This is a genomic window from Vibrio bivalvicida (assembly GCF_001399455.2).
In the GTDB taxonomy this organism is placed as follows: domain Bacteria; phylum Pseudomonadota; class Gammaproteobacteria; order Enterobacterales; family Vibrionaceae; genus Vibrio; species Vibrio bivalvicida.
Genome location: NZ_LLEI02000075.1, coordinates 68,543 through 94,274, shown reverse-complemented (window position 1 = coordinate 94,274; position 25,732 = coordinate 68,543). Strand labels below are relative to the sequence as shown.

Below are 25,732 nucleotides of genomic sequence, written 5' to 3'. Positions count from 1 at the left end.
CTGTTTTTACGCTTTGGTCGAGAACCGATAGCCTGCGCCACGCACGGTTTGAATCAGCTTGTCGTGTCCTGCAGCCTCAAGCGCCTTACGTAATCGACGAATATGTACATCGACGGTACGGTCTTCCACATACACGTTGGTGCCCCAAACATTGTTCAATAGCTGCTCCCGGCTGTACACACGCTCTTGGTGAGTCATAAAGAAATGCAACATTTTGAACTCTGTCGGTCCCATGTCGAGAGCTTCTCCATTTGCTGTCACGCGGTGTGAAACTGGGTCTAGCTTAAGCCCTTGGACGTCAATCACATCTTCTAACGCCGTTGGTGTGACACGACGAATAACCGCCTTTAAACGCGCCACTAGCTCTTTGGGTGAAAACGGTTTAGTGATGTAGTCATCAGCACCGACTTCAAGGCCACGCACTTTATCTTCTTCTTCACCTCGAGCTGTTAACATCACAACCGGAATGTTACGAGTTAGCTCTTCGCGCTTCATATGTTTGATAAAGTTGATACCGCTGCCACCAGGTAGCATCCAATCTAGCAACACGAGATCTGGGAAGGGTTCAGCCAGTTTAGTTACCGCACTGTCGTAATCTTCCGCTTCCACCGCTTGGTAACCTTTCTGTTCAAGTACAAAGCAAAGCATTTCGCGAATTGGTGCTTCGTCTTCAACAACCAGAATCCTTCTAGACATAATCTAATAACCTTATGTAAGTTAAGTTATCTTGGGTAATTGACCCTTGTGCAACGCTAAGCATTATCACTAGCAATTATGACACTTTTGTGACCTTTGAAAACAAATTTTCATATAACTTTCATCCCACTATTGTGTGTTTGCAGTAAGACAAGCGCGGCAAAAGTCTTTATGATTGGCAACTATTTTAAAGGTATAGAGAAAGAGTATGTGGTTTAAAAACTGTCTGGTATATCGTTTTAACCGTGATATCGAGTTCAACGCAGATCAACTTGAAAAACAATTAGCTGAGTTTCGTTTTACCCCGTGTGGTAGCCAAGATAAGCAGAAATTTGGTTGGGTTACCGCGATGGGCAAACATGGCGACATGATGACGCACGTTTCAGAAAACCGCATTCTTATCTGCGCCAAAAAAGAAGAAAAAATGCTTCCGGCTTCAGTGATCAAAGACTCTTTAAACGCCAAGGTAGAAGCACTTGAAGCGCAAGAAGGTCGCCCTCTGAAGAAAAAAGAGAAAGACAACCTGAAAGAAGACATCGTGATCGACTTGCTACCGCGCGCCTTTAGCCGCAGTAACTACACGTATGTGCTTATACTACCAAAAGAAGGCTTTATTTTAGTCGATGCGAGTAGCTTCAAAAAAGCAGAAGACGTTTTAGCGCTGCTGCGTAAAACCATGGGCAGTCTGCCCGTGGTTCCTGCTATCCCTGAGAAAGCGGTCGAAACAACGCTAACAGAATGGGTGAAAACCGGTGAAACACCAGTAGGCATGCAGATGCTTGATGAAGCAGAGCTGAAATCGGTACTTGAGGAAGGCGGCGTGATCCGCTGTAAGAAACAAGAGCTGACAGCAGACGAGATCCGCAGCCATATTGATGCCGATAAAGTCGTGACTAAACTAGCGCTTTGGTGGCAAGAACGTATCGAATTTATCTTAGCTGAGGATGGTAGCATCAAGCGTCTTAAGTTCTCTGACGAGCTTAAAGATCAAAATGATGATATCCCACGTGAAGACCAAGCAGCACGCTTTGACGCTGACTTCTCACTACTGTGTGGTGAGCTTGGCGCATTCTTGCCAAATCTTTATGAGTGTTTAGGCGGCTTACCTCACCCTAACGCATAAAGATTTGTCACAGGACATTTAAGAGTGACCTGTGTAGCTATTGTGACAAGTATGCGCAGACATTGCTCTGCGCATCATTTCGAATATCAAACTCCCCTCAAGCGACTTGGAAAGCAGTAGCTATTCTGGTCATTCATGCCTCGAACAAATTTCGTTCACATTCAACTCTGGTCACAAGTCACATTTTGACGTAAAATTTGCGCCCCCGATCCCATGTGGTGGAATCGGCCTGACTTGAGATCAGATTAAGAGAATTACACATGACTGAGAAAGCATTCGTACCAGAGCTACTGTCACCTGCAGGTAGCCTTAAAAACATGCGTTACGCATTTGCCTACGGCGCAGACGCGGTATACGCTGGTCAACCTCGTTACAGCCTTCGCGTACGTAACAACGAGTTCAACCACGAGAACCTTAAAATCGGTATCGACGAAGCGCATGCCCAAGGCAAGAAGCTTTACGTGGTATGTAACATTCAACCGCACAACTCTAAGCTAAAAACCTTCATCCGCGACCTAAAACCAGTTGTTGAGATGGGCCCAGACGCACTAATTATGTCTGACCCGGGTCTAATCATGATGGTTCGTGAAGCGTTCCCAGAAATGCCAATTCACCTGTCAGTTCAAGCGAACGCAGTGAACTGGGCAACCGTAAAATTCTGGTCAGCTAACGGCGTTGAGCGTGTGATTGTATCTCGTGAGCTTTCTCTAGAAGAGATCGAAGAGATTCGTGAGCACTGTCCTGAAACGGAACTAGAAGTATTCGTTCACGGTGCTCTATGTATGGCTTACTCTGGCCGTTGCCTACTTTCTGGTTACATCAACAAGCGTGATCCTAACCAAGGTACATGTACTAACGCATGTCGCTGGGAATATAAAGTTGAAGAAGGCAAAGAGAACGACACTGGCGACATCGTAGAGAAATTTGACCCTGCACAAGCGCAAGCGGTTGAAGTTCAGGATGAGCGTCCTGAAACGACGATCGGCCGTGGCAAGCCTACAGATGAAGTGGTTCTACTTTCTGAAGCGCACCGCCCAGAAGAAAAGATGGCTGCTTACGAAGATGAGCACGGCACTTACATCATGAACTCAAAAGACCTACGTGCTGTTCAACACGTTGAGCGCCTAACCAAGATGGGGGTTCACTCACTGAAGATTGAAGGCCGTACTAAGTCTTTCTACTACTGTGCTCGTACAGCGCAAGTTTACCGTAAAGCGATCGATGATGCAGTTGCAGGCAAGCCATTTGATGAAAACCTAATGGGCACGCTAGAGAGCCTAGCACACCGTGGTTATACAGAAGGTTTCCTACGTCGTCACACTCATGATGCGTACCAAAACTACGACTACGGCTACTCAGTTTCTGACGCGCAACAGTTCGTCGGTGAATTCACGGGCAAACGCCGTGGTGATCTAGCAGAAGTTGAAGTGAAGAACAAATTCTTAGTTGGTGACAGCCTTGAGCTAATGACACCAAGAGGCAACGTCATCTTCACTCTTGAAGCTATGGAAAACCGCAAGTCAGAAAAAATTGAGGACGCAAAAGGAAACGGCCACTTTGTATTCATCCCAGTTCCTGAGGATATGGACCTAGAATACGGCCTATTAATGCGTAACCTAAACTCAGGTCAGGATACTCGCAATCCAACTGGTAAGTAAGCAATGGCGCTACTGATTACTGACAAGTGCATCAACTGTGACATGTGTGATCCTGAGTGCCCAAATGGCGCGATTACCATGGGTGACACTATCTTCGAGATCGATCCCGATCTCTGCACAGAGTGTAAAGGTCACTATGAAAAGCCAACGTGTCAGTCTGTGTGCCCGATAACAAAATGTATCATCACAGATCCAAATCACGTTGAAACTGATGAAGAACTATTAGAGAAGTTCGTCATCATCCAAGGTTTAGCTTAATAAAAATTACGCCGCTCATCGAGCGGCGTTTTTGTTTAGTAGTTGCTGACATTGTACTGGCATGATTGAACGTTTTTTCTTTTTCGACTTGTTGCTCGCTACCTTGGGCGCTGCGGGTTTTGGTTGTGGCTTCCAACTCGCCAGCTCCGCACCACAACCATCTCCCTGAGGTGGTTCGGCTTGAGGTTTGCAAATCATGCTCCCCTGTGGGCACTTCAAGCGCACATGCATATGGTAGTGGTGCCCCCACCAAGGTCGAACTTTGCGGAGCCATTCCCTCTCGACTTTCCCTTCCGTAGTACAGAGTTTTTCTTTAATTACCGGGTGAACAAATATCCGCGCGACTTGGTCGTCACTTGCAGCCATTTTTATCAGTTGAAAATGACGTGACTCCCAACTGTTTTTTAACAGCGCATATTGCTTTAGGTTAACCAAACTCATCGGCATTGGCTGCTCTAGATCCGTTTGTGAAAGTGGTGAGTCTGCCAAGCGTAGCCAAATATCAATATCGAGCCCTGTTTGGTGGCTAGTATGACCGGTTGAAAAGCGCCCACCTTGCGGCAATGAGATGTCACCAATAAGCAGTCTTGTTTTGAGCTTATGCTTAGTCACCTCGGACAGCCTTTGAACAAAGCTCACCGCACTCGGGTGTCCATAATATCGCGCGCGCTGACTGCGTAAAACTTGATAACCGTCGCCTTGTAGTGGCAGTGCTGAACCACCAACTAAACAGCCGTTAGCATAACTACCAATGGCTTGAGGGGGTTGTTTGGAGGGCGTTGTGATTTGCTCCCAAGGCGTAGCTAAAGCGGGAGCAATAAACATAGAAAGTAAGGACGAGAGCACCGTAGCTCGCATTTTATTAATTCTCATCCCTACTCCCTAGCTAGTAATGTTCACCATTATCATAGTAGCTGCTTGCTTCTAGTGCTGTAAAAATCACGGCAACATCGACATCTTCGCCTATCATGCCACGAACTTGACTAGTGATGATCTTAGCCACAGCATCTTGAGTCTCTTGACCACGGTCAAACCATAACACTTCGACGAATGGGTAAGCTTGGCTGACCTCTCCTTCATGATAAAAAGTGGTGTAGATGTACTCAAAGGTAAAGTCTTCTCGTGGGCAATCCATATACGGCTGCAGATCGTCGATAAGTGATTTCGAGAGTGTTTGAACCGTTTGCGGCTCTACTGCTCTAAAGCGTAAATGTGGCATAACATGCTTCCTGCTATTTTATTTTTGCTCATCATAGCAAGATATTCATTAATGTCTCTCTAAATGATCATTCTTAATTTCAGGCTCGTATTTTTGTTTAATAGCGCAATTGCGACTTAAATGACGAAGCGCACTATGCTTACTGATAGAAAGTAGAAAACATAAAGTCATTGGTATTTAACGGAGGTTCTCTTGATGCTCAGAGGATTATATCGATTAATGATACCGTTCCTGCTCAGTTTCAGTTCCTATAGCTTATCTCAAGATTGTATTGGTGTTGTTCCAGCCGGCTCTGTTCACGACTTTTGGCTATCGGTTAAAGCTGGCAGTGAAAAAGCAGCACAAGAGCTAGGGTTAGCCATTTATTTTCGCGGCCCAAAGGACGAGTCCAACATTGATGCTCAGCGCATGATCATTGACCAAGTGATAAAAAACAGGTGTATTGGACTATTGCTCGCACCCAACTCTGCAGACAGAGCTGATGATGTAGCACGGCTAAAAGAGCTAGATATTCCGACCGTTTATATCGACCGAGATACTGGCTCGGCGGAGGTTATCAGCGTTATTGCAACAGATAACTACCACGCAGGGTTCCTTGCAGGGACAAAAATGGCTAAAAAACTGGGCAACCAAGGCAAAGTAGCTCTACTAAGAATGGAAAAGGGAGTTGTTTCAACAGACGACCGTGAGCAAGGCTTTGAAGATGGTGCAACATCGTCGGGGTTAATGATTGTTGAAGACCGCTATTTAGGGTTGAAGATTGGTGACGCGCGTAAACATGCCAAAGAAATCCTTACAGGAAAAATCCAACAACTTGATGGCATCTTCACACCGAATGAGTCCACAACCGTTGCTGTGTTAATCGCTTTAGGGTCACTCGAAACACCGACTGATTTAGTTCACATTGGCTTCGACTCGAACAAAATTCTTGTAGAAGCCCTATCTGACGGTCGAATTTATGGGCTCGTGATACAGCAACCCTATGAGATGGGCTATCGAGGTGTGTACGCTTTGTATCAAACTTTTCTCGGTAACCCTTTTCCTAAAAACATTCCGACAGATAGTATCTTCGCTACTCAAGCGAATATGGACCAGACCAAGGTACGTGAAGCACTGTTAATGAAGTACCGATAAGAAAACTGTTGTTAAAACAAGTCCAGATTTGCAAATCAGTTTCCACTTGGTTGAATGCGACGCTGGGTAAGTGTCAACGAGACTAGCTCGCCATCACTTTTTAGCTGGGCATGCCAAACTCGACTTTGCCAATCAAGTGTCCGTTCAGCACTCGAGGGGTAGCGATTAAGAAACAGAATTAGCGCTTTATCAGCTTCAGCAAGTGACGACTCTTTTACCGCAGAGGCAACATCAAACTCTCCCCCTTCAATCTTTACTCTAAGCAGTTCAAAGCCATCTTGGCGCAGATGCAGCTGTAATTGAGAGAGTAAGTGAGGTGAGTATTCAGCAAACAACTCAACGGTAAGGCTCTGCTCGGTAACTTGCGCTTCGGCAATAAAGCTCTCTCGATAGTAATACAGCTCATCAGCACACCAACGTTGCTCCTCACAATGCATCCACGATGATTGTATAGTCGCTTTCAACTCATCACCTGTATCACCTGATATGACTAGCGTGTTCGCCCATAATGTTGAACTCAGCAGCACAGAGATAAAAAACACAAAACAACGATTCATTGGTTTTCCCTAGACCAATCAGGATAAGTAGGTGGTCAGATATTTATTCTAATTGGTATCAAAACAATAAAGCCGCTGAGATTCAGCGGCTTTCGTATAGCGAGTTCAATATGCTTTATGGCATCTCGTCGAACTCTGCACCTTCTTTTTCTACTTGAGGTGGCATTAAGTGTTCTTTGGTAATTCCCAGTTTCAACGCCAGTGCCGAAGCAACATAGATTGAAGAGTAAGTACCTACCGTAATACCGAGTAACAGTGCGGTTGCAAAACCGTGAATCAAAGCGCCACCTTGAGTAAACAACGCAATAACCACGAATAAGGTAGTACCCGAAGTAATCAATGTACGGCTCAAAGTCTGCGTGATTGAGCTGTTCATGATCTCTGCGGGTTCACCTTTTCGCATCTTACGGAAGTTTTCACGGATACGGTCGAATACAACAATGGTATCGTTGAGCGAGTAACCGACAACGGTCAATAGCGCCGCGACGATCGTCAAATCAACTTCAATTTGCATCAGTGAGAAGATGCCTAGCGTTATGATAACGTCGTGGGTAAGCGCCATTACTGCACCTGCCGCCAAACGCCACTCGAATCGTACCGAAACGTAGATAAGGATACAGATTAGAGAAACAAGGATCGCAAGCCCCCCCGCTTCTGTTAGCTCATCACCGACATTCGGGCCAACAAACTCGATACGGCGCATTTCAACACTTTCACCCGTGCCATCTTTGATTGCATTAAGGATTTGGTTGCCTAGCTTCTCACCCGCGACATCATCGCGTGGGCGCAAACGCACCATAACATCGCGTGCACTACCAAAGTTTTGAACAGTGGCATCGCCGAAGCCTTTAGCCTCAAGAGCGCCGCGGATATCTTCAAGGTTAGCGGGCTGTTCGAACCCTACTTCGATTAAGGTACCGCCAGTAAAATCCAAACCCCAATTCAGCCATTTGGTTGATAGAGTAAAGATTGACGCACCAATCATTAGTATCGAAAAGATAAACGCAAACTTTGACCAACGCATAAAGTCGATCGTTTTTTCTGTTTTCAATAACTGAAACATATTACTTCCTTAGATCGACAGTTTGTTAATGCGTTTACCGCCGTACAATAGGTTCACGATACAACGTGTACCAATGATGGCAGTGAACATTGAGGTCAAGATACCGATAGACAGCGTTACCGCAAAGCCTTTAATCGCACCTGTACCGACTGCAAATAGAATGATTGCAGTAATTAGCGTAGTGATGTTGGCATCGGCAATGGTACTGAAGGCGTTAGCGTAGCCTTGGTGAATCGCTTGTTGAGGGTTACGACCTTCACGCAGCTCTTCACGAATACGCTCAAAGATAAGTACGTTGGCATCGACCGCCATACCCACCGTCAGAACGATACCGGCAATACCGGGTAGCGTCATCGTCGCGCCAGGGATCATCGACATCACGCCAATAATAAGAATGATGTTAGCGATCAAGGCACAGTTAGCAAACAGACCAAATTTACGGTAGTACACCAGACAGAACAGCATGACCGCTGCTAAACCAAAGATACACGCTTGAATGCCCATATCGATGTTCTGCTGACCCATAGATGGGCCAATAGTACGCTCTTCTACGATAGAGATAGGCGCAATCAATGCACCTGCTCGAAGTAGCAACGCTAGGTTGTGTGCTTCTGCCGCAGAGTCAATGCCTGTAATACGGAAGTTACGACCAAGAGCCGATTGGATCGTTGCTTGGTTGATCACTTCCTCATGCTTAGACAAGATAACTCTGCCCTCAGGCGTGCGACGACCGCTGTCTTTGTACTCAGCAAACACGGTTGCCATCAGCTTACCGATATTCTTTTTCGAGAACGCAGACATCTTATTGCCACCTTCGCTATCTAGCGAGATGTTAACTTGAGGACGGCCATATTCATCCACACTTGAGCTTGCATCAGTAATACTTGAACCACCTAGAATTACGCGCTTTTTCAGCACCACAGGGCGGCCATCACGATCTTGCTTAATTTCACTACCGGCTGGCGCTCGACCATTGGCTGCCGCAGCTAGATCGGCTTTAGAGTCTACTTCACGGAACTCAAGCGTTGCAGTCGCACCAAGAATTTCTTTCGCACGCGCAGTGTCTTGAACACCAGGAAGCTCTACAACGATGCGGCTTGCACCCTGACGTTGCACAAGTGGTTCAGCAACACCGAGTTCGTTTACACGGTTACGTAGAATAGTGATGTTCTGCTCAACAGCATAGTTGCGAATTTCAGTTAAGCGTTGCTCAGTAAAAGTAGCGGTTAACGCAAAGCGACCATCAGAGTCTGATTGTGTAAAAATCATATCTGGGTGGTTTTGCTTTAGAATGCGCTCAGCATCAGCTAACTGTTCTTCATTACGCAGTAAAACTTCAACCGCATCTTTGCCTGAAGGACGAATTGCGCGGTAACGAATTTTCTCTTCACGAAGTTCACTTCGGAAGGCTTCCTCTTGCTGCCCAACCAGTTTTTCCATTGCAGCATCCATGTCCACTTCCATTAAGAAATGAACACCACCACGCAGGTCAAGACCGAGCTTCATTGGAGCAGCACCAATAGACTCAAGCCAATCTGGCGTTGCAGGCGCAAGGTTTAGAGCAACAATTTTATCGCTACCAAGTGCTTCATTGATAATATCGCGTGCACTGATTTGTGTATCAGTGTCGTTAAAACGTACGAGAATAGATCCATTTTCGAGAGCAATGGATTTATGAGATAGGCCCTGTTTTTCAAGAGCCTGAGTGACAGAATCCAGCGTTGACATATCTACAGAGGCGCCACGCGCCCCTGTAACTTGAATAGCCGGATCTTCACCGTAGACATTTGGAAGTGCATACAATGCAGCAATAGCGATGGTAAACACCACCATCAGGTACTTCCATATAGGATAGCGGTTTAGCACAGCGAGGATCCTCTAGCTGTTTTATAGAGACTTAAGCGTACCTTTTGGTAACACTGCAGTAACGAAATCTTTCTTGATAACAACTTCGTTGTTTGAGTTCAGCTCGATAGAGATGTAGTCGTTCTCTTCTGCGATCTTAGTAATTTTACCTACTAGGCCACCGCTTGTTAGAACTTCATCACCTTTGCCCATCGAAGCCATTAGGCCCTTGTGCTCTTTTACACGCTTAGCTTGTGGACGGTAGATCATAAAGTAGAAGATCACCGCAAACATACCTAGCATGATTAGCATTTCAAAACCGCCGCCTGCTGGAGCGCCTTCTGCTGCTGCGTGAGCTTGAGAAATAAACATTAAAAAGTCCTCTATTATTTTTTATTAATATCCAAGTTGGGCTTTCGCATTTTAGTTTCAAGTCTGAGAGTGACTAATAGAGATCGCTCTCTCAAAAATAACCTGCGTTTGCCTACTTTATTAGCAAAAGCCTCTGGCGTAATGCCAAAGGCTCTAATTCTTTTAACCAGTAATTACTGTTCTTTTGCTAGCGGTGGCACTTCACGACCACGGCGTTCATAAAACTCAGTAACGAACTCATCGAAGCGATCTTCGTCAATCGCTTTACGAATACTTTCCATTAGTCGTTGGTAGTAACGTAGGTTGTGAATTGTATTTAGACGAGCACCCAAGATTTCGTTACAACGCTCTAAGTGGTGAAGGTACGACTTGCTGTAGTTCTGACAAGTGTAACAGTCACAGTATGGATCTAACGGAGTTGTATCCGTTTTATGTTTCGCATTACGGATCTTGATCACACCACCAGTTACAAATAGGTGGCCATTACGAGCGTTACGCGTTGGCATTACGCAATCGAACATGTCGATACCACGGCGTACACCTTCTACCAAATCTTCTGGTTTGCCAACACCCATTAGGTAACGAGGTTTGTCTTCCGGAAGTTGTGGACACGTGTGTTCAAGAATACGGTGCATGTCTTCTTTCGGCTCACCTACAGCAAGACCACCAACCGCGTAGCCGTCAAAACCGATCTCTGTTAGACCTTTAACCGACACATCACGTAGATCTTCGTAAACACCACCTTGAACAATACCAAATAGGTTGTTCGGGTTTTCTAACTTATCGAAATGGTCGCGTGAACGCTGTGCCCAGCGCAAAGACATCTCCATCGATTTCTTCGCTTCATCGTGTGTCGCTGGGTATGGCGTACACTCGTCGAAGATCATAACGATGTCTGAACCTAGATCTTTTTGGATTTCCATCGACTTTTCAGCATCCATGAAGATCTTGTCACCGTTTACCGGGTTACGGAAGTGAACACCTTGCTCAGTGATAGTACGCATCTTACCTAGGCTGAATACCTGAAAACCGCCCGAATCAGTAAGAATAGGACCATGCCAGTTCATAAAATCGTGCAGGTCACCGTGCATTTTCATCACTTCCTGGCCAGGGCGTAGCCATAGATGGAAAGTGTTACCAAGCAGAATTTCAGCACCCGTACCTTTTACTTCTTCAGGCGTCATGCCTTTAACAGTACCGTATGTACCTACCGGCATAAATGCTGGTGTTTGAACTGTGCCACGTTCAAAGGTCAGTTGACCACGGCGTGCAACACCGTCTTTTTTCTTAAGATCGAATTTTAACTTCACGAAGCCTCCGGTTGTCAGAGAAACAGTCTGACGATATTTTCGGGGTTATCCCCATTAAAGGAGCGGTCGCCTTCCATGCGAGATACAAACCAACTTTTTTGGTTTGCGTCCTAGCCTACTGCTAGCACTCGTAAATTATTTGCGTTCAGCTCAATGCTGAACATAAGAGATTCCCTATTCGTTCGTTCCTCACTCTATGGAATGACAGAGTCTGAGTTCCCCACTCAACGGAATGACATGTTCGCCTTGCGATAGCAAAATTTGTCATTCCCGAATCTAGGGACAAGATATCAGGAATCTCTCAAAGTAACCTATGCCGTTTTCTTTTTAATAAACATTGAGTCGCCATACGAGAAGAAGCGATACTTATTCTCTACAGCATGCTTGTAGGCATTCATGGTATTTTCATAACCTGCGAATGCACTCACTAACATAATCAACGTTGACTCTGGCAGGTGGAAGTTAGTGATTAAGCAATCGACTAACTGATATTCGTAACCTGGGTAGATAAAAATTTCTGTATCGCCGAAGAAAGGGGCTAGCTCAGTGCCTTTTTTCAATGCATCTTGCGCTGCACTTTCTAGAGAACGAACTGATGTTGTCCCGACGGCAATGATTCGACCGCCACGCGCTTTAGCCGCATTGATCGCTTCAACCACTTGTTGCGGTACTTCCACATACTCTGCGTGCATGTGGTGCTCATTGATATTATCAACTTTAACCGGTTGGAAAGTGCCTGCCCCAACATGAAGTGTCACGTAAGCCAACTCAGCGCCTTTCTCTTTGATTTTTTCAATTAAAGGCTCATCAAAGTGCAATCCTGCGGTTGGCGCAGCAACGGCACCTGGCTTTTGATTGTAAACAGTTTGATAGCGCTCTTTATCTGAATCTTCATCTGGGCGATCAATGTAGGGTGGAAGTGGCATGTGACCAATTTCTTCCAATACAGCCAAAACGTTTTGTTCTGAATTGAATTTCAGCTCGAACAGCGCGTCATGACGCGCAACCATTTGCGCTGAGTACTCGTCGTTCTCACCAATAAAAATGGTTGAGCCCGGCTTCGGTGACTTAGAACAGCGAACATGAGCTAGGATACTCTTCTCATCAAGAACACGCTCAACAAGAACCTCAAGCTTACCGCCAGACTCTTTACGCCCAAACATTCGTGCAGGAATCACGCGAGTGTTATTGAAAACCACGAGATCGCCCGGTTGCACGTGGTTTAGTACATCGGTAAACGTGCCATCGTTTAGCTCACCACTATCGCCATTGAGTTGAAGCAAACGGCTAGCTGTACGTTCTGGCTGAGGGTAACGAGCAATCAGCTCATCAGGTAAGTCAAAGTGGAAATCTGATACTTGCATGTCACTAAATCTTTTGTCGTGGTTTATCTTGTCGTGATGGAAGTCGAACTGGTTCTGTCACAAACAGACGACGAGTTTTTCGCAGCCGACTAGTATATTCTGCGCGCTAGCAATAGCAAGGAAAGAGATGTGAATTATTGTAATCTTTTGCGCCTGATAACTGTTAAGCCAATCAATACAGTTGTAGAACGATTCACCAGTTGATTGATCGCAAAAAAGTGGTGGTTATAGCAGTAAAAACTCGTTTAGCTCTCAAACTCTGAATCAGAAAATTACTATATTTAAAGAGCCAAGAATAATAACTCAGGAGGCAGCCATGATTAAGGTAGAAGACATGATGACGCGTAATCCGCATACGCTTCTCCGCTCCCACAATCTCGCTGATGCCAAAAACATGATGGAAGCACTTGATATCCGTCATGTTCCTATCATCGACGCGGATAGAAAACTGCTCGGTGTCGTCTCACAGCGAGATGTCCTTGCCGCTCAAGAGTCGAGCTTGCAAAAACTCCCCGAAAGCCAATCCTACACATTTACTACGCCGCTGTATGAAGTGATGAAAACTAGCCTCATGTCAGTTGCGCCACAAGCAGGATTAAAAGAAAGCGCCGTTTACATGCAAAAACACAAAGTGGGTTGCTTACCTGTGGTTGAAAAAGGTCAGTTGGTCGGCATCATTACCGACAGTGATTTTGTCACTATCGCAATTAACTTGCTCGAATTACAAGAAGAAGTCGAACCGGAAGAAATTGACTGAGCATTTATTACAACGAATGATTGGCGCTAAGAGGCGCACAGCCCTTAGCGTTATGGTTCATTATTTCGCAAGATTTCTGGCTGGCGGGGCATGACTCTAAACGAAGGTTGATCGCGCACCGTAAGTGTAGGCTCAAGCAACACCAGGCGCTGCTGAAAAGAGGACTGTTGGATCACTTCAATCATCATGTCAAAACCAAGTAAGGCAATCTTTCTGATTGGCTGCTTAACGCTAGAAAAACCTAATGACTGAGCAATAAAAGTATCATCAAAGCCGATAATATCGACATGCTGCTTCACTTGCTTTTCTCGCAAGGCACTGTGTAGGTGACTGGCTGAAATATCGTCTGAGCAAAACACGCCTTCCAACGGCTGTTCACTTAAGGTGATTTGCTCATCAATAAATTGATGCAAACTATTTAAGTCGTACGGTGCAAGAACTCTCGACTCTGCAAGCTCTATCCCCAATTGATTCAGTGCACTTCGATAGCCCAACAAACGATCAGACTGCGTATTGCTAGCACCGATATAGCCTACACGACGATAACCTTGCTGGATAAAGTGCTTTGCAGCTAGCTCGCCGCCATGTTGGTGGTGTGTACCTATACTAATGGTATTCTCGGACGTCGCAGTTAAAAGTACCACTGGAAAGGGCAATGCATTGAGCGGTGCTAAGTGCTCTTTCTTCAAAGAACGAGGAACAAGAAACACACCATCCACTTTATGATTGATACACTCAGAAAAGAAAGTTTTCTCTAGCTGAAGGTTATTACGGCTATTAAATAGCAACAAACTGCGTCCATGTTTATACGCTTCTTCTTCCAGTACATCGACTAACTGTGAGAAAAAGGGATTAGACATGTTACGCACGATGACCGCAAATAGTTTAGTCGGACTCTTTCGCTTTTCTGGCGGTTTCTGATAGTTAAGCTCATTCATTGCTGCTTCAACGGCTTGCTTCGCCTCTGCCGAAACGCGCTCATTACCATTCAACACTCGCGATACAGTTGCAATTGAGACTCCTGCTCTTTTTGCTACATCTCGAATTGTCATTGCATACTCATCCAAACTACCAATCACTTGCCACTACATATTAACCAACACCATGTAACAAGACTTTGTGTTACATCACAAGACAATCTTAATTCGTTCAATTTCCCTCCAATTCTAGCCATTAAATCTTCACCACTATTTCAACGATTTCTAAGCGTCATTATGATTTTCTCAACCCAAGGTTATTAGGTAACGAGCAGTGCAACAACAAAAATACCAAACAATCAGTATGGCGACTGAATCAGATAAAGAAAAGTTTGAGAAAATAAAATCAAACTCAACCTTTCGACCTTTGTTTCATATAACTCCACCTCATGGGTTATTAAATGATCCAAATGGTTTTTGCTATTTCAATAAGCAATATCATTTGTTTTATCAGTGGTTTCCTTTTGACACATACCATGGATTAAAGCATTGGATGCATCTAACCTCAGATGATTTATTAAATTGGCATGAACATGGTTCACAAATAACACCAACAGAAAGTTATGAATCCCATGGTGCTTATTCCGGATCTGCTCTAGTTAAAAACGAACATGCTTATCTTTTCTATACCGGAAATGTAAAACGAGGTGATGAACGTGATGCTAATCAGTGCTTAGCAATTTTGGATAATAACAACCAGGTAACCAAACACACGCTCAATCCTGTAATTGAATCCGTGCCTCAAGGCTACAGCGGCCATGTACGCGATCCTAAAATCATCAAACACGGTAACGACTACCTTATGTTGCTCGGCGCTCAACGAGAGGCAGGCTTACAAGGTGAGATCATTGTTTATCAATCTCAAGATCTTTTAGATTGGCACTACAAAGGGCCACTCGACATTCAAGTAGATGGTAAGTTCCTTGACGCATACATGTATGAATGCCCTGACCTTCTGCAGGTCGATGGCAATGACGTACTGATCTTCTCTCCGCAAGGCGTTACTGCTGATGGAACTCGATTCCACAACAAATTCAATGTTATCTATTGCTTAGGTCGTTTCGACTTTGAGCAACTAACATTTGAAGTATCTCACTGGGATGAGTTGGATCGAGGCTTTGACTTCTACGCACCACAGACATTGGCGAATGCTCCAAAACAACAAACATTAATTGCATGGGCTGGAACTGATGAACACTTACCGAGCGAACAATATGGTTGGATTAATTGCTTAACCTTAACAAGAGAACTTGCGGTCGAAAACAATAGACTGCTGCAAAAACCGAACATAATTAATTCAAATTCATTCAACAAACAAAATGGACATTTGTTAATTAACCAAGGAGTTAAACTAGAAAGTTTATCATTTTCTTTAACACTAGATAATTTATCTAATACTCAGAATTTAACCATATCACTAAATACACAAAGTGGTAACGAGCTAACTCTCACTATCAATAGTAACTCTATTACTTTAGATAGAGAGTTATATGACCATCACCCCCTAAATTGGAAATATGGTTGTAAACGTCAACACCTTACAGACTACGACATTAACAATATTTCTTTCATATGCGACCAGAGCATTATTGAAATTTATATTAACAATGGTCGAGATGTATTTACCTGTCTTTTCTTCCCTAAGCAAGAAAGCCACCAGTTGAATATATCTGTTGAAAACGTTGCGAAGCTCAATACCCAACTAACCTACCTTACAATATAATAAAGTGGTGAACAGAATGAATTATGACGCTACCGTAAACGAAATACTGGAAAGTATCGGGGGCCTAGGCAACATCCGTAACGCAGAACACTGCGCGACTCGCCTGCGCCTAATCCTTAAAGACAATAACAAGGTCAACACAGATAAAGCGAAAGAGATTAACCAGATAAGTGGCTACTTTTACCAATCAGGGCAACACCAATTTATCATCGGTACAGGCAAGGTTTCTCATGTATATGATTCACTAAAACGTGCACTCGGAGGAGAGTTTGAAACTACCGACTTCAAACAAGACGCTTTCGCTGATATGACCGCCAGCCAAAAAGTCGTTCGTACCTTAGCTGATATATTAATCCCATTGATCCCTGCACTAGTCACCACTGGTCTGTTGATGGGTCTACGTGGCATGATGCTGCATTCTGGTGTCGATTTTTCACCGGAAACGCTTGCGCTCTTTAGTATGTTAACTGATACCGCCTTTGCCTTCCTACCCGTTTTAATCGCTTACTCTGCGGCAAAGAAATTTGGTGGCAATGCAATTATCGCCATTGTTGTTGGCTTGATGATGGTTGCCCCACAACTACCTAACGCTTGGGTTGTCGCCAATGGTGGCGCCGATCCGATGATGGTTAATCTACTTGGAATCAACTTCCCACTGGTTGGCTATCAGGGCACGGTACTGCCTGCGATATTTGCCGGTTGGTTTGTCTCGTACTTAGAGCGTAACCTACGTCGCTTTATTCCTGCCAGCATGGATTTAGTCTTTACTCCATTTTTAACGATTACCATTGCAGTGTTTGTGATTCTATTCGGCTTTGGCCCTATTCTGCAAACCATTGAACACGGCTGCACATCTCTCGTTCGTATGGCACTCGACTTGCCACTGGGACTAGGTTACATCCTCTATGGTGCCGTTCAGCAAATGATCGTCATTACCGGCTTACACCATGCTCTGGGTGTGATAGAAATTGGGCTGCTTAATGAAACTGGCGTAAATCCACTTCAACCTCTAGGCACAGCATCCATGGCAGGCCAATTTGGGGCAGCTATTGCTGTGGCTACCCTGCTTAAAGACAAACTGAAGAAAAGCAATGCGTACAGCGCGTCAATGTCGACACTATTTGGCATCACAGAACCTCTGCTATTCGGCGTGAATCTGCAATACGGCAAGGTGTTTTTGTTTGGCATGATTGGCGGCGCGGTAGGTGGATTAGTTACTTATATCCTCAATATCAGCGCGACAGGCATGGGAATCACATTTATACCGGGCATTTTACTATACTCACAATCATTCTCTGCTGTTTTAGGCTACTTGACGGTTATTGCCAGTGCGTTCGCAACCTCTTTTGTACTGACTCGAATCTACAACCCAGTAAAAAATAGTCATTAACATTATTTTCGTTGGTACACCACCCCCTAGGTGTACTAACGTCTTTGCCCATCTTGCTATGCTCCGATGGGCACTTTTGTAAGGAACGAAAAATGAACAAAGTTTGGCTGACTGGCGATGCCGTGGTAGACCTCATTCCTGAAAGTGATAACAGCTACTTAAAATGTCCTGGTGGCGCACCAGCAAATGTGGCGGTGGGTATTGCAAGGCTTGCTGGTCAATGCGGATTTTTTGGTCGTGTGGGCAGTGACCCGCTGGGCCGTTTTATGGCTGATGTGTTAACCGATGAAAATATTGACGTTTCTCATCTCACCCTAGATTATCAACACCGCACCTCAACGGTCATAGTTGACCTTGATGACCAAGGTGAGCGCTCATTTACTTTTATGGTCAAGCCAAGTGCTGATCAGTTTACTCAGTTGACCGATATTCCGACGTTTCAGGCTAACCAATGGCTCCATTGTTGCTCGATTGCTCTTGCCAACGAGCCAAGCCGTTCAACCACATTAACAGCAATGAACGCCATCAAGGATGCTAAAGGCTATGTCAGCTTCGATCCAAATCTGCGCGATGAGGTATGGCAAAAACCTCAAGAGATCCGCCAAGTCGTGATGAGCGCAATTCAAATAGCAGATGTCGTGAAGTTTTCAGAACAAGAGCTGCTCTATTTAACCGATACATCGTCTCTAGACGAGGGACTAGCTGCACTCTCTCGCCACTCAATTCCACTTGTACTGATAACATTAGGTGAAGATGGTGCGCTTGCAATAGCTAACGGTCAGAGGCATCAAGTGAAATCACGCTCTGTAAACGTGGTCGATACCACAGGAGCTGGTGATGCATTTGTCAGTGGGTTGCTCGCCTATCTATCACAATGCGATGATTGGCAGCAAGAATTCAATATTCTGGAAGCGGTTCGTTGGGGCAACGGATGTGGCGCATTGGCAACAACCGAAAAAGGGGCAATGAGCGCGCTTCCGAGTCAAACGGAACTGCTCGAATTCCTATCTAACTAGCATCTATTTGTGAGTTGTTCAGCGTAATTCATGAGTGAAAGGTTGGCTGCTTCCTGCGGCTTAATGCTCAAGTCAACCTAAGTTCTGTAGCGGTTATGCACCAAGCGATAACTAACGAGAAGCGAATAAAAAGGAGCGGTCTGCACCGCTCAAAGCATGTCAAAGTTTATGCTAGTTAAAATACCAAATCCCGATATCAGTCATCTAAAGCCTGTATTTGTAGCCAACTGATATCAGGTTACTGGCTAGGGATTAAAATTGGTCTTCTTCGGTTGACCCTGTCAGAGCCGTGACTGAAGAGTTACCACCTTGGATGGTATTGGTCATCTTATCAAAGTAACCTGTACCAACCTCTTGCTGGTGCGCTACGAAGGTGTAACCTTTTTCTGCTGCTTGGAACTCAGGACGCTGTACTTTCTCAACGTAGTGGCGCATACCTTCACCTTGCGCGTAGTCATGCGCTAGTTCAAACATGTTGAACCACATATTGTGGATGCCCGCTAGAGTAATGAACTGGTACTTGTAGCCCATATCCGATAGCTCTTGTTGGAATTTCGCAATGGTTTCAGCATCTAGGTTCTTCTCCCAGTTAAATGAAGGAGAACAGTTGTATGCCAACAGCTGATCAGGGTATTCAGCATGAATCGCTTCGGCAAACTTGCGCGCTTCTTCCAGACAAGGTGTTGCAGTTTCACACCAGATAAGGTCTGCGTATGGCGCATAAGCTAGGCCGCGAGCAATTGCTTGGTCGATACCGGCGCGTACGCGGTAGAAACCTTCTTGAGTACGTTCACCTTGAATGAAGTCTGCATCGTAAGCGTCGCAATCTGAAGTAATTAAGTCTGCTGCGTTAGCATCAGTACGTGCAATCACTAACGTTGTGGTACCTGATACGTCTGCGGCTAGACGTGCTGCTACAAGCTTCTGTACTGCTTCTTGAGTCGGTACAAGAACCTTACCACCCATATGGCCACACTTTTTCACTGAAGCAAGTTGGTCTTCAAAGTGTACGCCTGCAGCACCCGCGTCGATCATCGACTTCATTAGCTCGTATGCGTTAAGTACGCCACCAAAGCCTGCTTCTGCATCCGCTACGATTGGCAGAAAGTAATCAATGCCGCCTTCATCGGCTGGTGACTTACCGTTAGACCACTGGATTTGGTCTGCGCGGCGAAAGGAGTTGTTGATACGCTTAACCACTGAAGGTACAGAGTCTACTGGATATAGAGACTGGTCAGGGTACATGGTTGATGCCGTATTGTTATCAGCCGCTACCTGCCAACCTGAAAGGTAAATCGCCTCGATACCAGCTTTCGCCTGCTGTACAGCTTGACCACCAGTTAGAGCACCTAAACAGTTTACATAGCCTTTCTTAGCGTCACCATTGACCAGTGACCATAGCTTGTCTGCACCACGTTGAGCGATGGTATTTGCAGGTACCATTGAACCACGCAGTTCTACCACTTCATCAGCCGTGTAAGGACGTTTAACGTTCTTCCAGCGTGGATTAGTAGCCCAGTCTTTTTCCAGAGCTTCGATTTGTTGGCGGCGAGTTAAGTTAGTCATCGGTCTATCCCTCTTTTGATGAGCGCTTCTTATATGGGTAAATGGGCGCTATGTTTCTTTTATCCTTGGCAGTACATCCATCTCTGCCTTAGAACATTCACGTTATTGTTGAGTTGTTATTGGTTTACTTAGTCCAAGAAGTCATAACCTGGAACAGTTAAGAAATTAGTCAGTTCATCACTGGTGGTGAGTTTCGCCATCAATTTGGCAGCCTCTTCAAATCGACCCGAGTCATAACGCTCTAGGCCAATCTCACTTTTCACCACTTCGATCTCTTCTGTTAAGTACTGCTCGAATAATGATTTAGTCACCGTTTGTCCATTGTCGAGCGATTTACCGTGTTGAATCCATTGCCAGATTGAAGCGCGGGAGATTTCTGCAGTCGCGGCATCTTCCATCAATCCATAGATAGGTACACAGCCGTTACCCGAAATCCAAGATTCGATGTATTGCAGCGCAACACGGATGTTGTGACGCATGCCTTGCTCAGTAATCGCCCCATCGCACGGAGCAAGCAAGTCTTCAGCCGTTACTGGTGCATCCTGTTTACGAGAGACGTTCAACTGGTTGTTTCGTTCACCTAGTGCTAAATCAAATACCGTTAACGCAGTGTCTGCAAGCCCAGGGTGAGCAACCCAAGTTCCATCGTGCCCATTGTTGGCTTCTAGCGATTTATCGTTATGAACTTTATCTAGCACTTGTTGATTGGTTTGCGGGTCTTTCGCTGGGATAAAGGCGGCCATCCCTCCCATAGCGAAAGCACCACGCTTGTGACAGGTACGAACAAGTAAACGCGAATATGCATTTAGGAACGGCTTATCCATTGTTACCACCTGACGATCCGGCAGCACGCGATCGGGGTGTCTTTTTAGGGTTTTAATGTAGCTAAAGATATAGTCCCATCGACCACAGTTTAGACCTACGATATGCTCTTTAAGAGAGAACAAAATTTCATCCATCTCAAATACCGCAGGTAGCGTTTCTATCAGTACAGTTGCTTTGATAGTGCCAGTGTCTAAACCAAAGTAGTCTTCAGTAAAGTGGAATACCTCGCTCCACCATTTCGCTTCGTGATGAGACTGCAACTTAGGAAGATAAAAATAAGGTCCGCTGCCTTTTTTCAACAAGCTGGTGTAGTTGTTGTAAAAGTAAAGCGCAAAGTCAAACAGCGCCCCCGGGATAATCTGACCGTTAAATGTCACGTGTTTTTCTTTTAGATGTAGACCACGTACGCGGCAGATTAAAACTGCTGGATCTTGTTCCAGCTCATAGTGCTTACCATTAACCGGATTGGTGTAACTGATGTCGCCATTTACCGCATCGCGCAGGTTAATTTGACCATCAAGCACCTTATCCCAAGCCGGAGCCAAAGAGTCTTCAAAATCCGCCATGAACACTTTTACGTTGGCGTTCAGTGCATTAATCACCATTTTTCGATCAGTTGGACCTGTAATCTCAACGCGGCGATCTTGCAGATCTTTTGGAATCCCTTGGATCTTCCAGCTTCCTTCCCTGATATCTAACGTATCTTCAAGAAAATCCGGCATTTCGCCAGCGTCGATGCGCGCCTGCTTCTCTTCACGAGTAGCCAGTAGCTCGTCAACTCGGCCAGCAAACTTGTCACACAGCAGAGACAAAAAGGTTTGGGCTTCAACAGGGAAAATCGCCTGATGCTCTGGTGAAAGGGTACCAGTGACATCAAGCATGCCTTCGGTTAGTAGGGTTTCTTGGGCTTCTACTGTTGTTTCTTCTCTATCTGGTGTGTTGGCAAGCATAATTTCTTCCTTAACTATCCAGAGTGTTGAAACTGGGTGCTGTTCACTCACCTTTAATTTGTTTCTGTCACTCGGGTATTGCTTGGTCTATTTCAAGTTACATTTGTAACTATCAAACAACAATCAAACATCCACATTGACCATCGCTTGTTTGGTTTTTTTTGTTTCATCGGCTATTAGATTGACTGAGCAGAAACCGCTTTTCAATCTAGACATAAGTCTTACTAAGCCTGCATTTAAGCTATACCAACATGCGTTTAAGTAAAAGAGCAAAAGTAAACAAACCGTTAAATTCAAAGTTTTATTCGGTCAGCCTAAAACTATTGATTTGGGTCACCAAAACGTAAGTAATTACGTAATTTAATTACAGTAAAATTAAGCTTGTAAAAACGTTTTAAACAAACGTTTGATTATCAGCGATTGAGAGAAAACCCAATTAGGGCTGGGCTTATAGATGATATGCAACGGAGAGATCAAACAGGGAAAATTTGACTGGTTGTAAAATTGACACTGTGAAATTTCACAATTTAATGAAAGCTTCATCAAGATTTCTTTGTGAAATTTTACAAGTTAAAGTTTACCAACAGAATAAAATGCTAAAAAACGCACAAAACCCAGTGCGTTTTTTATGGATATAACTAGGTAATCAGCTACGACTTATCGCTAAAGTAGCTCTGATACAACATCTGCTAATTGATTAAAAGTATTCACTCGAGACGAGCTTGGACGCCAAACTAAGCCAATATGGCGATGAGCCTGTTGCCCAGGTGCATCGACCACAACCAAATTTTGGTTTTCAATCAAACCGTGATCAATCGCCATTTGCGGGATAAAGGTGGTGCCCATTCCGTTGGCCACCATTTGAACCAAGGTGTGTAAACTCGTAGCAGAAAACGGATTAATCTTTTCTTTGTCGGTGAGCTGGCACGCAGAGACCGCATGCTCTGTTAAGCAGTGTTCTTTCTCTAATAGAAAGACGAACTCATTTGGCAAGTCAGCATATTTAATCGGTGTTTGAATTGCGTCGGCTTGGTTTTGACTGATGATCATCCGGAAAGGGTCGTTACCCACAATTCGACTGTCCATACCGTCAATTTCAACCGGCAACGCCAAAATCAGCACATCAAGTTCACCATGACGAAGCGCATCTAATAAATTAGTAGTGGTGTCTTCTCTTAATAGAAGGTTAAGCTGTGGAAAACGCTGGTTGACTTCCTGAACTAAATCGCACAACAAGAAAGGAGCAATCGTCGGAATACAGCCGACGCGCAACTGCCCTTCCATTTCCCCACCTTGGCACAGGCGTCCCAACTCGACTAAGTCTTGCCCTTTAGCCAGTAGCTCTCGCCCTTGCTGAACAACGAGTTCTCCTGCCCTAGTAAAGACTAGCGGGCTCTTTTTATCTTTCTTTTCATAAAGAGGGCACCCAATCAGCTCTTCAAAGTTCTGAATGCCTTTACTTAAGGTCGATTGGCTAACGAAGCATTTTTCAGCTGCATCACTAAAATGGCGGGTTTCATACAAGGTGATCAGATAATGTAACTGTTTGAGGCTAGGCCACTTATTCATAGATTTATTTACAATTTCCGGGTAGATATTGACCAAGTTAATAAAATCCAACTTATCGCTTTTTTCGATTAACTTAATCTATTTAATTCGCTTTTTTACATACTACAATGTGTACTATAGTTTGTCGCGTACAAACACGGACCAAACCAAAAACAACAAGCTTGGTTTGGAACTAACCATATATTTTAGGAGCAAAAAAATGGTACTAGTAGGTCGTCAAGCCCCAGATTTTACTGCTGCTGCTGTTCTAGGTAACGGCGAGATCGTTGATAACTTCAACTTTGCAGAATTCACTAAAGGTAAGAAAGCAGTAGTTTTCTTCTACCCACTAGATTTCACTTTCGTTTGCCCATCTGAGCTAATCGCTTTCGACAACCGCCTAGCTGATTTCCAAGCTAAAGGTGTTGAAGTAATCGGTGTTTCTATCGATTCTCAGTTCTCACACAACGCATGGCGTAACACTGCTATCGAAGATGGCGGTATCGGTCAAGTTAAGTACCCACTAGTTGCTGACGTTAAGCACGAAATCTGTAAAGCGTACGACGTTGAGCACCCAGAAGCAGGCGTTGCTTTCCGTGGTTCTTTCTTAATCGACGAAGAAGGCCTTGTACGTCACCAAGTAGTTAACGACCTACCTCTAGGCCGTAACATCGATGAAATGCTACGCATGGTTGACGCTCTAAACTTCCACCAGAAAAATGGTGAAGTATGTCCTGCACAGTGGGAAGAAGGTAAAGCTGGAATGGATGCATCTCCAAAAGGTGTTGCAGCGTTCCTATCTGAGCACGCAGAAGACCTAAGCAAGTAATTACTTGTTTCACATACCCAAGCTCACGGGTATGAACGGTTGGTAGTATAAAGCTATATAAGCGCAAAAAGCGCAGCGCCAATCAGTTATAAGTAAAGTCTTACTCAAGAGCCCGAAGCACCGCTTCGGGCTCTTTTTTTTCCTAGTATCAAATGATGATTAGCGAAATCATCAATATAGGCAAAAAGACAACATATCGCCAAAGAGACAAAAAATATCGGCTTACAGACTTTATCTATTTCAGCTCTTTAAAGTCTCACAACCTCTCTTTATGATGACTTTAACTTAATTTGAGAGCAACGATGCTCGATACCCAAATCCGTTGCAGTGACGGCTTCAAAGTGAAGGGTGTCTTTAAATGAATTCAAACAAGGAGATTCAACATGGCTTACTTTTCTCTAGCCTTTGGTACGGCAACCAAAAACCGTGATGGAAAAATCATCGAAGCATTTTTCCCTAGCCCAGTGCTTAACCCAGCAGACGCACTTGTCGATGCCGTTGCTAAAGTGGCAGGTTACGAACAAGGTAACCAAGCTATCGAGATCTCTGCGGTACAAAGTGCTGAGCTTGCTGGCGCATTTGAAGCAAATGGCGACACAACAAACGCATCATTCGCGGCAAAAGCAGCCGAATCTTCACAGCCACTTGTACTGGTTGTCTTAGCAACTGACGAGAAACCAGCATCAGTGGCAGAAGGCTTCCTTAAACTACAACTTATCTCTAACCGCCAAGTTCAACCTCACGGTACTGTACTTGACGGTATCTTCGGTCTATTGCACAACATCGCTTGGACAAACGAAGGTCCTATCGACTTGCCAGAACTGGCTGAGCGTCAAATTGAAGCTCGCCTAGCCGGTCGTGCACTGTCTGTAGATTGTGTAGATAAGTTTCCTAAGATGGTTGATTACGTGGTACCTGCTGGCGTTCGTATTGCAGATACTTCTCGCGTACGTCTTGGTGCGCACGTGGGCGAAGGCACAACAGTGATGCACGAAGGTTTCATTAACTTCAACGCCGGTACAACAGGTGTAAGTATGGTTGAAGGCCGTATTTCTGCTGGCGTGGTTGTTGGTGACGGTTCAGATATCGGTGGTGGTGCATCTATCATGGGTACGCTATCTGGCGGCGGCACCGTTGTAGTATCTATCGGTGAAAACTCACTACTTGGTGCTAACGCAGGCCTAGGTTTCCCACTTGGTGATCGCTGTACTGTTGAATCAGGCCTCTATGTAACAGCCGGGTCTAAAGTTCGCATGATTGCTGAAGGTAAAGAAGTAGAAGTGGTTAAAGCTCGCGACCTAGCAGGTGTTTCTGATCTGCTATTCCGTCGCAATTCAGTAACAGGCCAAATTGAATGTCTGGCGAACAAAACAGCGGTAGAGCTGAATTCAGAGCTTCACAGCAACAACTAACGTCAGTTTTAGTTTTAAATCTATAAGATTGATAAGAAAATCCCCCAGCAGGAACCTGCTGGGGGATTTTTTCGCTTACGTATTGGCATATGACGATAAGCATACTCTTAACTAACGTTGTTACTCTTGAAATACCAAGC

23 protein-coding genes are annotated in these 25,732 nt (G+C 44.8%); 10 read left to right on the top strand and 13 right to left on the bottom strand.

What is annotated here, in order from left to right; translation table 11 throughout:
* Positions 1–6 precede the first annotated feature (6 nt).
* Positions 7–696, bottom strand: a complete 690-nt coding sequence (gene phoB / locus APB76_RS19570) for a phosphate regulon transcriptional regulator PhoB (protein WP_049846496.1) — start codon at positions 694–696, stop codon at positions 7–9.
* Positions 697–904: 208 nt separating this feature from the next.
* On the opposite strand from phoB, the gene rdgC reads away from it, so the two are divergent.
* From rdgC to APB76_RS19555, 3 genes are all read left to right on the top strand, one after another.
* A complete protein-coding gene (gene rdgC, locus APB76_RS19565; protein ID WP_054962383.1) occupies positions 905–1,819 on the top strand; it encodes a recombination-associated protein RdgC in 915 nt (304 codons plus the stop codon).
* A gap of 260 nt (positions 1,820–2,079) precedes the next feature.
* Positions 2,080–3,477, top strand: coding sequence for a prephenate-dependent tRNA uridine(34) hydroxylase TrhP (trhP, locus tag APB76_RS19560; RefSeq protein ID WP_054962384.1), 1,398 nt, complete (start codon positions 2,080–2,082; stop codon positions 3,475–3,477).
* Between the two features lie 3 nt (positions 3,478–3,480).
* Positions 3,481–3,735: a YfhL family 4Fe-4S dicluster ferredoxin gene (locus APB76_RS19555; protein WP_004747928.1), complete on the top strand. Its 255-nt coding sequence runs from the start codon at positions 3,481–3,483 to the stop codon at positions 3,733–3,735.
* Between the two features lie 15 nt (positions 3,736–3,750).
* Here APB76_RS19555 and mepA read toward each other — a convergent pair whose 3' ends face one another.
* Together mepA and APB76_RS19545 are read right to left on the bottom strand one after the other, a co-directional pair.
* Entirely contained in the window at positions 3,751–4,593 is an 843-nt protein-coding gene (mepA, locus tag APB76_RS19550) for a penicillin-insensitive murein endopeptidase (RefSeq protein ID WP_167350329.1), read from the bottom strand.
* Between the two features lie 28 nt (positions 4,594–4,621).
* Entirely contained in the window at positions 4,622–4,954 is a 333-nt protein-coding gene (locus APB76_RS19545) for a DUF1904 domain-containing protein (RefSeq protein WP_049846492.1), read from the bottom strand.
* A gap of 195 nt (positions 4,955–5,149) precedes the next feature.
* On the opposite strand from APB76_RS19545, the gene APB76_RS19540 reads away from it, so the two are divergent.
* The gene (locus APB76_RS19540) at positions 5,150–6,088 is read left to right on the top strand and encodes an ABC transporter substrate-binding protein (RefSeq protein WP_049846491.1); all 939 of its coding nucleotides are present in this window, start codon (positions 5,150–5,152) and stop codon (positions 6,086–6,088) included.
* 35 nt (positions 6,089–6,123) lie between these two features.
* On the opposite strand, the gene APB76_RS19535 is transcribed toward APB76_RS19540, so the two are convergent.
* The 6 genes from APB76_RS19535 to queA all read right to left on the bottom strand — a co-directional run bounded on the left by APB76_RS19535 (position 6,124) and on the right by queA (position 12,599).
* Positions 6,124–6,645: a hypothetical protein gene (locus APB76_RS19535; RefSeq protein WP_049846490.1), complete on the bottom strand. Its 522-nt coding sequence runs from the start codon at positions 6,643–6,645 to the stop codon at positions 6,124–6,126.
* Between the two features lie 115 nt (positions 6,646–6,760).
* The gene (gene secF, locus APB76_RS19530; protein WP_049846489.1) at positions 6,761–7,708 is read right to left on the bottom strand and encodes a protein translocase subunit SecF; all 948 of its coding nucleotides are present in this window, start codon (positions 7,706–7,708) and stop codon (positions 6,761–6,763) included.
* Positions 7,709–7,717: 9 nt separating this feature from the next.
* A complete protein-coding gene (gene secD / locus APB76_RS19525; RefSeq protein WP_074181735.1) occupies positions 7,718–9,574 on the bottom strand; it encodes a protein translocase subunit SecD in 1,857 nt (618 codons plus the stop codon).
* Between the two features lie 21 nt (positions 9,575–9,595).
* Positions 9,596–9,925, bottom strand: coding sequence for a preprotein translocase subunit YajC (yajC, locus tag APB76_RS19520; protein WP_049846487.1), 330 nt, complete (start codon positions 9,923–9,925; stop codon positions 9,596–9,598).
* A gap of 173 nt (positions 9,926–10,098) precedes the next feature.
* Positions 10,099–11,235, bottom strand: coding sequence for a tRNA guanosine(34) transglycosylase Tgt (tgt, locus tag APB76_RS19515; RefSeq protein ID WP_049846486.1), 1,137 nt, complete (start codon positions 11,233–11,235; stop codon positions 10,099–10,101).
* 311 nt (positions 11,236–11,546) lie between these two features.
* Positions 11,547–12,599: a tRNA preQ1(34) S-adenosylmethionine ribosyltransferase-isomerase QueA gene (gene queA, locus APB76_RS19510; protein ID WP_049846485.1), complete on the bottom strand. Its 1,053-nt coding sequence runs from the start codon at positions 12,597–12,599 to the stop codon at positions 11,547–11,549.
* A gap of 316 nt (positions 12,600–12,915) precedes the next feature.
* On the opposite strand from queA, the gene APB76_RS19505 reads away from it, so the two are divergent.
* Positions 12,916–13,356, top strand: a complete 441-nt coding sequence (locus tag APB76_RS19505; RefSeq protein ID WP_049846484.1) for a CBS domain-containing protein — start codon at positions 12,916–12,918, stop codon at positions 13,354–13,356.
* A gap of 50 nt (positions 13,357–13,406) precedes the next feature.
* Here the strand turns inward: APB76_RS19505 and APB76_RS19500 are convergent, their stop codons facing one another.
* The gene (locus APB76_RS19500) at positions 13,407–14,408 is read right to left on the bottom strand and encodes a LacI family DNA-binding transcriptional regulator (RefSeq protein ID WP_054962386.1); all 1,002 of its coding nucleotides are present in this window, start codon (positions 14,406–14,408) and stop codon (positions 13,407–13,409) included.
* 199 nt (positions 14,409–14,607) lie between these two features.
* On the opposite strand from APB76_RS19500, the gene APB76_RS19495 reads away from it, so the two are divergent.
* From APB76_RS19495 to APB76_RS19485, 3 genes are all read left to right on the top strand, one after another.
* The gene (locus APB76_RS19495; protein ID WP_049846482.1) at positions 14,608–16,056 is read left to right on the top strand and encodes a glycoside hydrolase family 32 protein; all 1,449 of its coding nucleotides are present in this window, start codon (positions 14,608–14,610) and stop codon (positions 16,054–16,056) included.
* A 16-nt stretch (positions 16,057–16,072) separates the two neighbouring features.
* On the top strand, positions 16,073–17,446 hold the full coding sequence (locus APB76_RS19490; protein WP_054962387.1) for a PTS transporter subunit EIIC: 1,374 nt from the start codon (positions 16,073–16,075) through the stop codon (positions 17,444–17,446).
* Between the two features lie 92 nt (positions 17,447–17,538).
* Positions 17,539–18,462, top strand: coding sequence for an aminoimidazole riboside kinase (locus APB76_RS19485; protein WP_049846480.1), 924 nt, complete (start codon positions 17,539–17,541; stop codon positions 18,460–18,462).
* A 252-nt stretch (positions 18,463–18,714) separates the two neighbouring features.
* Here the strand turns inward: APB76_RS19485 and aceA are convergent, their stop codons facing one another.
* The 3 genes from aceA to APB76_RS19470 form a co-directional block, all read right to left on the bottom strand.
* Complete coding sequence (gene aceA, locus APB76_RS19480) at positions 18,715–20,028, bottom strand: isocitrate lyase (RefSeq protein ID WP_054962388.1); 1,314 nt, start codon at positions 20,026–20,028, stop codon at positions 18,715–18,717.
* A 128-nt stretch (positions 20,029–20,156) separates the two neighbouring features.
* Positions 20,157–21,803 carry a malate synthase A gene (gene aceB, locus APB76_RS19475; protein ID WP_054962389.1) on the bottom strand — a complete coding sequence of 549 codons (1,647 nt, stop codon included), beginning with the start codon at positions 21,801–21,803 and terminating at the stop codon, positions 20,157–20,159.
* Between the two features lie 663 nt (positions 21,804–22,466).
* Positions 22,467–23,372 (bottom strand): hydrogen peroxide-inducible genes activator, encoded by a 906-nt coding sequence (locus APB76_RS19470; protein ID WP_049846991.1) that lies wholly within the window; start codon positions 23,370–23,372, stop codon positions 22,467–22,469.
* Positions 23,373–23,571: 199 nt separating this feature from the next.
* Here APB76_RS19470 and APB76_RS19465 point away from each other — a divergent pair, with 199 nt between their 5' ends.
* Both APB76_RS19465 and dapD read left to right on the top strand, forming a co-directional pair.
* Entirely contained in the window at positions 23,572–24,180 is a 609-nt protein-coding gene (locus APB76_RS19465; protein WP_004747907.1) for a peroxiredoxin, read from the top strand.
* 383 nt (positions 24,181–24,563) lie between these two features.
* The gene (gene dapD / locus APB76_RS19460; RefSeq protein ID WP_054962390.1) at positions 24,564–25,592 is read left to right on the top strand and encodes a 2,3,4,5-tetrahydropyridine-2,6-dicarboxylate N-succinyltransferase; all 1,029 of its coding nucleotides are present in this window, start codon (positions 24,564–24,566) and stop codon (positions 25,590–25,592) included.
* The last annotated feature ends 140 nt before the right edge of the window (positions 25,593–25,732 follow it).

Coding starts and splice junctions, on each gene's coding strand:
- phoB (WP_049846496.1), bottom strand. CDS start 696: ATGTCTAGAAGGATTCTGGTTGTTGAAGACGAAGCACCAATTCGCGAA.
- rdgC (WP_054962383.1), top strand. CDS start 905: ATGTGGTTTAAAAACTGTCTGGTATATCGTTTTAACCGTGATATCGAG.
- trhP (WP_054962384.1), top strand. CDS start 2,080: ATGACTGAGAAAGCATTCGTACCAGAGCTACTGTCACCTGCAGGTAGC.
- APB76_RS19555 (WP_004747928.1), top strand. CDS start 3,481: ATGGCGCTACTGATTACTGACAAGTGCATCAACTGTGACATGTGTGAT.
- mepA (WP_167350329.1), bottom strand. CDS start 4,593: ATGCGAGCTACGGTGCTCTCGTCCTTACTTTCTATGTTTATTGCTCCC.
- APB76_RS19545 (WP_049846492.1), bottom strand. CDS start 4,954: ATGCCACATTTACGCTTTAGAGCAGTAGAGCCGCAAACGGTTCAAACA.
- APB76_RS19540 (WP_049846491.1), top strand. CDS start 5,150: ATGCTCAGAGGATTATATCGATTAATGATACCGTTCCTGCTCAGTTTC.
- APB76_RS19535 (WP_049846490.1), bottom strand. CDS start 6,645: ATGAATCGTTGTTTTGTGTTTTTTATCTCTGTGCTGCTGAGTTCAACA.
- secF (WP_049846489.1), bottom strand. CDS start 7,708: ATGTTTCAGTTATTGAAAACAGAAAAAACGATCGACTTTATGCGTTGG.
- yajC (WP_049846487.1), bottom strand. CDS start 9,925: ATGTTTATTTCTCAAGCTCACGCAGCAGCAGAAGGCGCTCCAGCAGGC.
- queA (WP_049846485.1), bottom strand. CDS start 12,599: ATGCAAGTATCAGATTTCCACTTTGACTTACCTGATGAGCTGATTGCT.
- APB76_RS19505 (WP_049846484.1), top strand. CDS start 12,916: ATGATTAAGGTAGAAGACATGATGACGCGTAATCCGCATACGCTTCTC.
- APB76_RS19500 (WP_054962386.1), bottom strand. CDS start 14,408: ATGACAATTCGAGATGTAGCAAAAAGAGCAGGAGTCTCAATTGCAACT.
- APB76_RS19490 (WP_054962387.1), top strand. CDS start 16,073: ATGAATTATGACGCTACCGTAAACGAAATACTGGAAAGTATCGGGGGC.
- APB76_RS19485 (WP_049846480.1), top strand. CDS start 17,539: ATGAACAAAGTTTGGCTGACTGGCGATGCCGTGGTAGACCTCATTCCT.
- aceA (WP_054962388.1), bottom strand. CDS start 20,028: ATGACTAACTTAACTCGCCGCCAACAAATCGAAGCTCTGGAAAAAGAC.
- aceB (WP_054962389.1), bottom strand. CDS start 21,803: ATGCTTGCCAACACACCAGATAGAGAAGAAACAACAGTAGAAGCCCAA.
- APB76_RS19470 (WP_049846991.1), bottom strand. CDS start 23,372: ATGAATAAGTGGCCTAGCCTCAAACAGTTACATTATCTGATCACCTTG.
- APB76_RS19465 (WP_004747907.1), top strand. CDS start 23,572: ATGGTACTAGTAGGTCGTCAAGCCCCAGATTTTACTGCTGCTGCTGTT.
- dapD (WP_054962390.1), top strand. CDS start 24,564: ATGGCTTACTTTTCTCTAGCCTTTGGTACGGCAACCAAAAACCGTGAT.